3 protein-coding genes (1 of these 3 running past the window's edge) are annotated in these 12685 nt (G+C 69.2%); 1 reads left to right on the forward strand and 2 read right to left on the reverse strand.

Features of this window, described 5'->3' with window-relative positions; translation table 11 throughout:
* Together AC07VX_RS19395 and AC07VX_RS19400 are read right to left on the reverse strand one after the other, a co-directional pair.
* Positions 1-9800, reverse strand: partial view of an LEPR-XLL domain-containing protein gene (locus tag AC07VX_RS19395; protein WP_493183931.1) — the start only. 20245 nt of this gene lie to the left of the window's left edge; the window shows 9800 of its 30045 coding nt (coding positions 1-9800); it begins with the start codon at positions 9798-9800; the stop codon falls past the left edge of the window.
* A gap of 453 nt (positions 9801-10253) precedes the next feature.
* Positions 10254-12122, reverse strand: coding sequence for a S8 family peptidase (locus tag AC07VX_RS19400; protein WP_493165876.1), 1869 nt, complete (start codon positions 12120-12122; stop codon positions 10254-10256).
* 135 nt (positions 12123-12257) lie between these two features.
* On the opposite strand from AC07VX_RS19400, the gene gspG reads away from it, so the two are divergent.
* Positions 12258-12683 (forward strand): type II secretion system major pseudopilin GspG, encoded by a 426-nt coding sequence (gspG, locus tag AC07VX_RS19405; RefSeq protein ID WP_493165875.1) that lies wholly within the window; start codon positions 12258-12260, stop codon positions 12681-12683.
* Positions 12684-12685 lie beyond the last annotated feature (2 nt).

A 12685-nucleotide genomic window follows, 5' to 3' on the forward strand; every position in this document is an offset into this window, starting at 1 on the left:
ACGCCGGTGTCGGCATTGCGGATGAAGGCGTCGACGTGGTTGTCGATCTCGTTGAAGGCCAGCGACAGGCCGATGGAGACCGCCAGGCCCACCTCGGCACCGAAGCCGACGGCCACCGAGGCGGCGCCGGCGACGGCGTGGATGCCGGGCGAGTCGTCGGCCACGATGTGCACGCTGCCGGCCTGGATACCGCCGCTGCCGTCACGGTCGATGAAGGCCTGCGTGTCCAGGGCGATCTTGTTCTCGGCGTAGCTGCCGGCACCGCTCAGGGCGATGCCCACTTCGCTTCCGCCGCCGATACCGGCGGCCAGCGCCACCACGGTCGCGTCGATGGTCTCGGTGGAATGGGCGCCGATGGCCAGCTCGCCAGTGGCGCGGATGCTGCTGTTGCCGACGGAGGCCTCGATCTGCGATGCGTTCTTGGCCGCGTTGACCTGCTTCCACAGCCGCGTGTCGCGGTACTGCTGGATGCGCAAGTCGAAGCCCTGGGCTCCCGCGGTGTCGGGGTCGCTGTCGCTGACCTGCGGGCCGACGTATTCGTAGATGTCGCCGGCCAGGGCACCGTCGACGACGCGCACCTTCAGGCCCGGCGTCAGCACGGCCTGCCGCGGCGCGGCCTTGTCGCCCTGGCGCGGCACGTCGACGTCGGCGGTGACGCCCGGCGCGTTCGGATTCCAGCCGATGAAGTTGCGTGCGACGGCGATGCCGACGGCCGCGGCCACGCCGACGCCATCGGTGCCCAGGCCCACGGCCACGGCCACCCCGGCAACGGTGGCGTCGATCTCGGCGGTGCCGGTGGCGTCCACCGTCACCTTGCCCACCTTGTGGGCATCGCTGCCGACGACGCTGCCGTCGATGTTGGCGTGCGTGTGCGAGAGCACGATGTTGGTCGACTCGGACGCGCCGCCTGCCACGCCCACGCCGATGCTGCCGACCGCCACCGCCACGGCGGCCGCGACGGTGACGACCTGCACCGACGATGCGTCGTCGGCCGTGACCACCACATCGCCGCCGAGGGTGTCCACGCGGCCCAGGTTCGTCAGGCTCGCGCCGACGTCCTTCTCGATCGAGTTGTGCGCAAGCGCCAGGCCCAGCGAGACGGCGATGCCTGGGCCGTCCGTGGTGCCACCGATGCTGGCCGCGGCGGCCAGGCCGAAGGCGTGGATGGCGGAGTGGTCGCTGGCCGTCACGCTCAGCTTGCCGTGGGAATCCACCGTGCCGGAGAGGTCGGGGTTCGCGGCGCTCGGCGCGTTGGTGTTGGCGATGCGTGCCGAGACGGTGTTGTCGATGTCGTTGAAGCTCAGCGCCCCGGTGGCAGCAACGCTCACCGCGCTGGCGCCGCCGCTGATGGCCACGGACAGGCCGATGCCGTAGGCGACCGAGGTGATCTCGGCCGCGCTGTCGGCCGAGACGGTGACCATGCTGGCCGACTTGATGTCCGAATCGAGCACCTCGGCGGCGAGGGTGTTCTCGATCTCGTTGACGGTGAGCGAGAAGCCCAGCGATGCCGCGATCGCGGTTTCCTGGCTCACCGCGAAGCTCAGCGCCGCGGCGCCGGCCACGGAGACGATGGACGACTCGTCGCTGGCCGTGACGGCAATGCCACTGCTGCTGCCCGTGCGGTTCTGCAGCACGCTGTCGCCACGCACCCGCGCCTGCGTGTTGTTGCGCACCTTGTTGTAGCCCACCGAGCCGGCCAGGCTGACGGCGCCGACGGCACCGCTGCCGGACGCGCCCAGGCTGCCCGCGGCGCCGATGGCCAGCGACAGGATCTTGCCCGTGCTGTCGGCGTCGACGGTGACGGCACCGCCCGCGGTGACGGTGGAATGATCCACCTCGGCCCAGGTCAGGTTGCCCTCGCCGTCGCCGTCGATGCGGTTGACGGCGAACGAGCCGCCGATCGCGACGGCCGCGGCCGTGCCCTGGGTAGAAGCCCCGAAGGCGATGGCCAGCACGCCGGCGCCGGCGATGATCTCCGCGTCGTTGTGCGCGCCGACCCCGACCGCCCCCTCCGCATTGACGGTGCTGCGACGCACGGCCGCCAGCGTGTCGGCATCGACGTTGTTCACCGAGCCCGAGCCGGCCAGCGCCCCGGCGAAGCCGGTACCCGACTGCTGGGCGGTCGCGCCCCCGAAGGCGCCGGCGACCGTGAAGGCCTTGATACTGCCGTTGGCGACTGCCTGGACCGACACACCCCCGGTGGCGTTCGTGCCCCACAGGATCGAGCTGTCTTCCAGCAGGGCTTCGGTGTCGGTGGCGATGGTGTTGACGGCGATGGCCACGCCGGCCGACAGGGCCACGCTCGTGCTCTTGCCGGTGGCCAGCGCGGCCGACAGGCTGCCGGCGAGGGCGAAGATGTCGGCGTCGTTGGTGGCGCGCACCAGCGCATCGCTGAGCGCCGCCCCGCCGAGCATGGTGGCGTCGCTGTCGGTCATGCGGGCACGCGTGTGCCCGGTGATGAAGTTCAAGGCCACCGAGCCGGCCAGGGAGCCGGCGACGGAAGTGCCGCTGCCCTTGCCGCCGCTGGCCACGGCGCCGGCACCGCCGGCCGCCAGGCTCCAGATGTTGGAGACGTCGTCGGCGGTGACCGACAGGCGGCGCACGGCGGTCTCGACGACGAAGTCCTCGAAGGCGACGCTGCGCAGCGTCAGGCTGGCATCGTCCAGTTGCGCGTCGGTGCGCGCATCGATGCCGTTGTAGCTGAAGGCCCCCGCCAACGAGACGGCGGCGGAGCCCGAATCGGTCTTGGACAGCGCCAGGCCGCCGGTGGCCGAGACGATGTCGTTGTGGTTGACGGCCTTGATGTCGACGGCGTCGGCCTTGACGACATAGTCGGTCAGCGCGGCACGCGTGACGTCGGTGACATGGTTGACGGCCACGGCCGCGGCCACGGCCAAGCTGCTGTTGGCTTCCTGGTCCTTCTGGCCCTGGGTGGGCGCGCCTGCCGCGGGTGGCGGCGTGTTCGTCTGCGAGCCTGCACCTGAGGCAGGCGCATTGCCGCCCGCGTCGGCCTTGGGCTGGTCGGGCGAACCATTGGCCACCGCGCCGGCCACCGTGAAGGCATACAGGCCACCGGCCACGCTGGCACGGGCGGTGACGGCGCCGACGACGTCGATGCCCTGGGGCAGGCTGTGGTCGATGCCGTTGTCGTCCAGCTCGCCGATGAGGGCGCGCGTGTCGCGGTCGATCTGGTTGATGGCCACCGCGATGCCGGCGCCGATGGCCTTGCTCTTGGCCACGCCGCCGGCCCAGTTGATCTGCGTCTCCAGGCTGCCGCCGTAGACGTCAACGCGGCCGCCCGTGATGCGGGAACCTTCGGCGATGTGGGCCAGCGTGTCGCTGTCCTGCTTCAAGAAGGAGAAGGTCCCTCCCACCGCCAGCTTGCCGGCATCGGCGCCGGCCTGGTTGAAGGAGAAGCCCATGATGGCCTCTTCGGCCTTCACGTTCAGGCCCGACTGCCGGCCGCTGTAGAGGTCGACGCCCTTCTCGACGATGGCATGCGTGGTGTTGTTCAGGAAGCGCAGGCTGATGGCGCCGCCGACGCCGCCCTTGCCACCCTTGGTGGGCGTGAGGCTGGCGTCGAACGAGGGGTCGATGTCGTCGATGCCGTTGGCCAGGAACGTGGCCGGGTCGCTGATCTCGAGGCTGGGCAGCTGGAAGGCGAACACGCCGGTCACGCCCATGAACTGCATCCAGTTCGTGGCCTCGATCGAGACGACATGCTCGTCGACGTTGTTGGCGTTGGCACTGTGCGTGACGTTGTCGTTCTTGGTCGGGTCGTAGTGGTCGGGGTCGGTGTAGTAGTTGTCGGCCGGGCGGTAGAACGGATCCTGGTTGAGCTTGGCCCCGCTGCGCACGATGGACTCGGCGACGTTGTTGAAGACCATCACGTTGATGGAGCCGGCCGCCGCGACCTTGTCGGCCGAGGTGGTGCTGCGCGTGAAGGTGTTCATCAACGACTTCAGCCCGCCGGAACCGTCGAGGTAGGTGTTGATGAAGTCGAAGCCGTCGGCGGAGATGCGGTCGCTCAGCTCGCCGGCCGAGACGGGCACGAACTCGTCCGGGCGCACGAGGAAGGGGTAGGTGACACCCGACAGCAGGCGCAGGGCGCGCATCGAGTCCAGCTGCGCGCCGGATTCGACGATGGCACGCGAGGTGTTGTTGATGACGCCCACGGTGAGGGCCGCGCTGACGCTGTAGTCGGCCGAGGTGTTGGGCGTCGCCTTGCCCTGGTCGTCCTTCTTGCCCTCCTGGGCCTCACCCGTGGCCTCGGCGCTGATCGAGAGTTCCTCGGTGATGCCCGAGGTCAGCTCCATGTCGTCGTTGGAGTTGAGGTCGGCGGTGCTCTTGATGATGGTCTGGACGACGTGGTCGGTGTAGCTGAACGCCGCCGCACCAGCCATCTGCAGCGTGGCCTTCCCATTGGCGCCGCCGGCGTTGCTGTTGGTCTTGTACCTGTCCGAGATCTGGTTGAACAGGTTGTCGAAGAAGCTGCTCTTGTAGTCGTAGCCGCCGGAGTCGTCCTTCTTCTTGTTCACGTCCTCGGCTTCCAGCCCGGCCGAGGCGGACGACTTGTCGCTGGCGCCCAGCGCCGAGCCGATGCCGAAGGTGAGGAAGGTGGAGTCGAGGATCTGCGTCGCCGCCAGGCGATAGTGCTGGCCTGCCGGCAGGGCCGTGACGTGGCCCAGCTTGACGCGCGCGATGCCGCCGCGGGTTTCGTTCTCCAGCGCGCCGAGCTGGAAGGTCTGCTGGTCGACCAGACGCTGATCGCCGATCAGGTTGAACTGGTCGGTGCCGGCCATGATGTAGTACAGGCCGCCATGCTCCAGGCCCTCGATCAGGGGCACGTAGATCTGGCCGTCGATGACGCCATCGGGGTCGCGCCAGCGCGAGATCTGGTTGCCGCTGGCATCGAGCTCCGGATCGCCGTTCGGCAGGAAGCTGGCCACGACGCGGTCGTTGTCGTCATGGCCGGGCTCGAAGTAGTTGACGGCCTGGCCCAGTTCGAAGGTGTTGCCGGGACCCTTGACGGTGATCTTGTCGTCGTGGATGTCGTCCTGGGTGAACTGGTTCGAGTTGGTGGTGGGCGAGAAATCCATCGGCCCGTACAGGGCCGTCGCCGCCGCCAGGGCGTTCGCGATGGAGATCGGGTCGGAGGCCCCCGAGGCGGCCACGAACTCGGCAATCGCCTTGGCCTTCGCCTGCGCGGGCGTCAGCAGGTCGATTGCCACGCCATCGATGGCGTTCTGCTCGTTGCGCGCCAGCTTCACATAGCGGCTCTCGTCGACGGCCGTGGTGGGGTCGTCTTCGAGCGCGATGATGGTGTAGGTCTGGCCGTTGGTCAGACCGCCGATGCTGAAGCCGCGGCGCGAGGAATAGTCGGCCGTGTCTTCGGTGACGACGACCCAGTTGTTGGCCTGGTTTTCCTGGTTGTAGACCGAGATGCGGTTGTTGGCGAAGTCGACGTAGCCCCAGGGCTCGGAGGTGACGCGCCACAGCGTCGGGTCGCGGTAGTTCTGCTTGGCCACCGACAGGTCGATGCCGTTGGCGTTGGAGACGGCCGGGCCGATGTACTCGAACACGGTGCCGGCGGGCATCAGCAGGTCGGACCAGCTGGCCGGGTCGGTCGACGACACGGGCACGGCTTCCTTGACCTGCACGGTGTCGCCGACGATGCCGTTGGCGTCGTCGGCGGGCATCAGGCGCTTGACCGTGTCCGCGCTGGTCACGGCCGCCGCCTTGAGCGTCGGGTCGAACTCGAACTTGACGACTTCGCCGCCGTTCGTGTTCATGTCGGCCTGCACCTTGCCGGCTACCTCGGCCAGGATGTTGGCCTTGGAGAACTGCAGCGACAGTGCGACCGCCGCAGTGCCATCGGCGTACAGGCCCGACTCGGCTTCCGCCTCGGACTCGGTCTCGCCCAGGGCGCGGATGTTCACCGTGCGGCCGCCGTGCACGAAGGCGTCGGCCGCCACCGTGGTGGTGGAAGTCAGCCGCGCCAGCGACACGGCCACCGAGGCGGCGAAGCCGGACGACTTCTTGCCCTTCACGCTGCCCTGCTCTTCGCGCGTGGTCTCGGTCGACATGCCGGCCGTGGCGCTGCCGTCGGAGGTGATGTTGACGGCCCCGCCGCCTTCGATCTTGGCGCCGCCCTGCACGTTGATGGTGGCGGTGGCGTCGGCCTGCGAATAGCCCACGCTGAAGAGCTGGCTCTTGGCCTGCGCGGTGGCATCGGCCGAGGCGGTGGCGTAAATGCCGATCACGTCCTTGGCCAGGATCTGCGCGTTGCTGCCGATGGTGACGTTGGCCTCCGAGGCCTTGATCAGCACCTTCACCGGCAACGCGACGATGTCATTGAGGAAGTTCAAGGCCGGATCGACGAACCACTGCTTCTGCAGCGTCGTCAAGCCCAGCTGGGTGGCGATGTCGCGGTCCTCGGCCTGCGCCACCAGGTAGACGCTGCCCGCCGTCAGCTTGGCGCCGGCGCCGATGTCGATGGAGACGGCCTTCGGGATGTAGCCGGAGGGCAGCAGGTTCTCCAGTTCGGGCGTACCGATGCGGCGAGCGCGGAACACGATGTCGTTGTCGGCATCGGCCGCGTTGGTGGCCAGCGTGGACAGCGTCACACCCGGCTTGACGATGATGTCGTCGGCAAACACTTCCAGCAGGCCGCCGTGGGTGGCGACGTTGCCCTCGAAGATCACCTTGTCGTGGCCCAGGTCGGACTCCGGCGTCGGCCGGCCCGGCAGGTTGCCGTAGATCTTCAGGTCGGCCGCGAAACTTGAGTCCAGCGACTGCACGTGGATGATGTCCGCGCCGCTCCAGGTCTTCAGCGTCAGCGACTCGGTCGGCGCCTTGAAATCGAGGGTCGAGCCATAGACCAGGCCGTCGCTGGTGAAGCGCAGGGTGTTGAACAGCAACTGCATCGCGCCGTCGCTCGGCGTGCCGACGTCGCGCAGCACGATGTCATCGTCAAACAGCGTGCCATTGAGGGTGCGATGGGCATCGTCGCCTTCCATCAGGCGGTAGGTGTCCATGCCGGTGTAGACGATGTGCCGACCCTGCAGGTCCACCGCACCGCCCTGCTCCGCGGTCGTCGGGATGAAGACGTCGGTGATGCTGCCGTTGGACACGGCAAAGCCATCCAGCACGGTATTGCCCGCCAGCATGCCGCCGTGCAGCGTGCCGCTGAGCGAGCCGCCCGCCTCGAAAAGGAAGTAGTCGTTGACGTCGTCGCGGCCAAACAGGGTCTCGATGCCACGGAAGGCGACGCCGCCGACATGCCCGGCGTTGGCGCCGTCGATGGTCCAGTTGACCGTCTGGTCGGCGTCGCCGGGACCGATCAGCTTGTCCTCGCCGGCACCACCACTGCCTTCGACCACGTCGATGCGCGAGACCGCCCCCACATCGGTGGCCTGGGCCAGCCCGAGGTCGACCGTGATGGCACTGCTGCGCGTGGCATAGCTGAGCGTGTCGGGCGCCGACTTGCCGGTGTTGCCCACCTCGCGGTCGAGGCCACCATCGACCAGGCTGCTGATGCTGCCGCCGGCAAGCAGGCGGAACTGGTCGCTGGCATCGCCGCCGATGACGGCTTCGATGGAGCTGAAACGCGTGCCGTTGACGCTGCCGGCGTCGGCGCCATCGATCAGCCACAGGTTGTCGGCATCGGGGCCCACGATCGAATCGACACCCAGCGCGCCGCCGTTGCCGCCATCGATGACGCCACTGATGGCACCACCGCTGCGCAGCACGAAGCGGTCGTTGCCGGTGCCGCCCCGCAGGTTCTCGAAGCCGCTGAAGGCACTGATGCCCATGGCCGAGCCGCTGCCCTGGCCGGTGATCTCCCACTCCAGGTTGTCGGTCGGTGCGCTGTTCGAACCCACCAGCGTGTCGGTGCCCGCGCCGCCGTCGATCTCGACGACGATGTCCTCGGGCAGCACCACGGCCATGGTGATGGTGTCGTCGCCGCCGCGGCCGAACACATGCACCTCCTGCACGCCGCCGCCGTCGCTGCCCAACGTCTGCACGTGGCCGCCGTCCAGCCTGACGTCGAGGATGACGCCGCCGCCACTGAAGCTGGGCGACATGGCGAACGAGACCGTGTCGCTCACGTTGCGCAGCGTGGCTGTGAGGATGCCGCTGCTGTACTGCAGCAGCGCGCCGGCAAAGGCCGGGTCCAGCGCCGTCACGTTGACGGTGTCGGCGCCGGTGCCGGTGATCAGCGTCAGCGAGCCCGTGGGGCTGGCGAAGGTGTAGCTGGTGGACGAGCCATCGCTGAAGCTCAGGTTCTGGAACGCCACGCGCGTCTGTCCGGCGACCGGCGAATCGACGATCACGTTGGCGTCGAAGATGGAGCCGGTGAAGACGACGTGCTGGCCGGAGACGCTGAGCGCGTCGTAGTGGTCCATGCCGGTGTAGCTGCCGCCGTGGCCGGTGGCCCCGCTGGCGTCAGCGCCCACGGGCTGGAAGACCGTCAGGTGGCCGTCGGCCGCGAGCGTGGCAAAACCGTCATGCCCGCCGGCGCCGCCGGCGATGGTGCCGCTGATGCTGCCGCCACCACTGAAGACGAACGCGTCGTCGCTGCCGGCCTGGCCGGTGAGGTTCTCGAAGCCGGCGAACGCGGTGCCGCTCACGCTGCCGCTGTTGGCACCGCTGATGTCCCAGCGCGTCTGGTCGAGGAAGGCGGCAGGGCCGACGAGGGTGTCGTTGCCGCTGCCGCCCACGAGCTTCTGGATGCCGGCGAAGGCACCGACGCCGGTGGCGCTGGCCGCCTGCAGGTTGACCGTGACCGACCCGCTGCGGCCGGAGAAGTCCAGCGTGTCGACGGCCGGTGCATTGCTGTCCACCAGGCCGCCATCGACGCGGCCGGATACGGTGCCGGCGCCGCCGAACTTGAAGATGTCGGCCGCCGTGCCGCCGACGAGGTTTTCCATGCCCAGGAAAGCCACGTCGCCGAGGCTGCCGCCGCCCGCGGCGTCCACCGTCCAGAGGTTGTCGACGCTGGCGCCGAACAGGGTGTCCGCGCCCAGGCCGGCATCGAGCTTGCCGTCCAGCGCGCCCGTGGAGGTGAGACGGAACTCGTCCTTGCCGGTGCCGCCGGTCAGGTTTTCTACGTTCTTGAAGACACCGCCGTTCAGGGACCCGGCATTGGCGTCGTTCAGCGCCCAGGCGTTGTCCTGGTTGGCGCCCAAGAGGGTGTCTTCGCCATTGCCGCCGTCGAGCTGGCCGCTCAGCGAAGCGCCCACGACGAAGGTGAACTTGTCGCTGCCGCCACGGCCCGCGACGCTCTCGATGCCGCTGAACGCGGCGATGCCCTGCGCCGAGCCGGCATTGGCGCCGGAGAGCAGCCACTGGGTGTCGGCGTCGGGGCCGATGAGCATGTCCTCGCCGGCACCGCCCGAGATCGTCAGCGGTGCCGTGAGCGCATCGGTGGTGATGCGGTCGTTGCCGGCACCCGTGTTGAGTACCAGGCCCAGAATGCCGTTGGTCGAATCGCCCAGCGTCAGCGACTTCAGCTTGGCACCATCGTCCAGGTAGCTGAGGTTGACGACCACACCACCGTTGGCGGCCACTGCGGTCTGGTGGATCTCCACCACATCGTCGGAGCCCCCGAAATTCACGGTGTAGACGCCGGCGGCACTGCTCGTCGCCGGGTCGGCCGACAGCAGGATGCGCGGCTCCAGGGCTTCCAGCCGCAAGCCTGCATGCTGGCGCGATGGGCGTGTCGCTTTTGCCAGCTGGACGCGGCGCGCCTGTTGCGACTGAAGTAGGCGGCTCGTGAGCTGACGCAACCACTGCATGGCGATCTCTCCTGCGGGGACGCCTGATCTGAAGCGGCTGAACCACCTCCTCCGTACATCCGCGGCATCAGGAGGGCCGCGGGTGGCTAGACGCTATTTGGTATGGGGCGAACTACAGGAAAGGTTCGGCTTCGTGCAGCGTCTTCTTGCATCCAAACCTGGACCCGGGACAGCGGCCAGTAACTGACGAATGTTGCTGAACTTTGCTGGCCCGGGCGACCTTCTTTTTCATCCCCTTCACCCCCTCGTCTGAGGGGGTCCACAAGCGGACGCAGCATCGCTGCCCGTGCATGCGCACGGGCTGGCCTCCAGGCTGGCGCCCCGGTCCGCAGCGGCGCGCTGGAAACCAGGGCGCGGGGCCGGCCTCATGCAGCGTCATCTTCCATGTGCAATCCAGGCCCAGGGGGCGTGCGTGAAGTCATGGATGTTGCTGGCCTAATGCGGAGGCGGCGCCTAGGCGCGGCCGGTGCGGCGCGGCTTCAGGGTCAGCCCGGCTCCCAGCAAGCCGAGCAGCCACCAGGCCGAAGCCGCGCCGCCACCGCCGCCGGAGGACGGCGCGGGCGCTGGAGCCGGCGTCGGAGCCGGTGTGGGCGCCGGTGCCGGTGCCGGTGCCGGCGTTGGTGCCGGCGCCGGCGTGAGCGGGATGGCCGTGCTGCCCTGCGCCTGGCCGCAACGACTCAGGTTGGTGCTCTGCAGGCCCAGCGACGTGCGCACCGGCGCGGTGTAGGTGACGGGCGCCAGCGCGTACCTGACGGCCTCGGCTGCGTCCAGCAGGCCGGCGCCGCCGGTGGTGGTCTGCAGGGTGCAGCGGCTGTTGTTGCCCGTGGTGCAGTAGCCCAGTGCATAGGCCGTCACATGGGGGCGTGCGCTCGCCTTCAGTCCGGCCTCCACCTGCGCCAGCGTCAGGCTGGGGTTGGCCGACCACATCAGCGCCGCCGTGCCCGCGACCTGGGGCGCCGCGAAGCTGGTGCCGCTGACGGCGCCGTAGCCCGCGGTCGAAGGCGTCGTCTTGCCCGTGTTGATCGTCGACACGACGCCGCTGTCCGCCAGCTCGGTGTCGCAGGTGCGCTGGTAATCAGCGTCACCGCCCGGCGCCAGCAGTTGCACCTCGGGGCCGAAGTTGGAGTAGATCGCCTTGAAGCCCTGGCGGTTGGCCGCAGCAACACCGAAGACGCCGCTGCAGTTCGCCGGACGTCCTACCGCACCGCGCAGATTGCCGGCGGCAGCCACGATGAGCACCCCCTTGGCACGCAGTTCGGCGATCGCGTCCTGGTAGAGCCTGGCAGCGGCTGCCACGTCGGGGTTGCTGTCCGTCGCGCTGCAGGAGGTGACGCCGGCAAAGCCGATGACGAGGATCTTGGCCGGGTTGGCATTGGCGGGAACGCCCGCCACGGTCAGGCCCGCGGCCCAGCGCATGCCGTCCACCATGTCGGCGACCGAGGCGCCGCACTTGCCCGACACGCGCACCGGCAGGATGCGGGCATTCCAGTTGATACCGGCCACACCGCCGGCGTTGTTGGTCACCGCACCGAGCTGGCCGGCCACCAGGGTGCCATGCCAGCTGCTGCTGGCGTTGACGAGGCAACCGTCCCACAGCGCCAGGTTGCCATCATGCTCGGCCTGGCTCAGCGCGTCGCCCGGGTCCGCGGCGCCAGCGCTGCGGCCCGTGCCGCCGTTGTTGGCGTACTCGGGCTTGCTGACGAAGTTGTAGCCTGGCAGCAGGTTGGCGTTCAGATCGCCATGCGTGGTGATGCCGGAGTCCAGCACGGCGACGATGGGCGCGGCAGAACCCGTCGTCGTATCCCAGGCCTTGGTGAAGCCGGCAGCACCGGCATTGGTGGTGTCGCTCTGGTCGTCCAGCCACCACTGGCTGGAGGTCGGGTCGGCCGCACTGCGGAACAACGGGTCGTTGGGCACGGCGGCCCGCTGCTCGCGCAGGTCGGGCATGGCGTGGCTCAGGCGTGCATCGGCACGCAGCGTGGCAAGCCAAGCGGCCCTGGCCGTCGCGTCCGCCTCGACGCCGGCCTGCAAGCGCCACCAGCCTGCCCCCAGCGGGCGATCGGCCTTCAGCGGCAGGTCGGTATCCGCGAGGACACGGCGCAGCAGAACCTGCTGCTGGGCGTCGCTGCGGCCGTCGCCGGCCAGCTTGACGATCAGCGCCGTGCCGTGGCCGGACTCGGCCGCCAGCACGGGCTGCACCCGGGCGGCCAGGCCGACCGCGGTAATCCCAACGGTCAGCACCGTCGCGGCTGCAACGAACTGGGTGAAACGAGAGCCGCTGGTGGCGGGCCGGGGGGGTGGGGTCAGGGGTCGTGTCTTCACGGGCGGCACCTTAGGCAGCCGAGGTGAAGCGGCCATGACATGAGCCGACCGGCTCATGGTCACCGTAATTTCCCCTTCATTCACGTCGCGGTCATTGCGGCTTCCTAAGCTGCGCCGCCCTGACCCGATCGGACCATGACCGCCCTGCCCCACCCCTCACGCCTGCGCGGCTTCACGCTGCTGGAACTGCTCGTCGTCATGGTCATCATCGGCCTGCTGGCCGGCTATGTCGGGCCGAAGTTCTTCGGCCAGATCGGCAAGAGCGAGGTCAAGGCGGCGCGCGCGCAGATCGACGCGCTGACCAAGTCGCTGGACCAGTACCGCCTGGACGTCGGCCGCTACCCCAGCACCGAGCAGGGCCTGGCGGTGCTGGTCACCAAGCCGGCCGACGAGCCCAAATGGGCCGGGCCTTACCTGTCCAAGGCGCTCCCCAAGGATCCCTGGGGCAACGACTACCAGTACCGCAGCCCCGGCGAGCATGGCGAATACGACCTGCTGAGCCTGGGCAAGGACGGCCGCCCCGGCGGCGAGGGCGAGGACGCCGACCTCACCTCCTGGTGACG

The organism is Roseateles sp. GW821-FHT03B02 (assembly GCF_059421025.1).

Bases quoted from the DNA above. Each gene is read 5' to 3' on its own strand.
- gspG (WP_493165875.1), top strand. From the start codon at position 12,258: ATGACCGCCCTGCCCCACCCCTCACGCCTGCGCGGCTTCACGCTGCTG.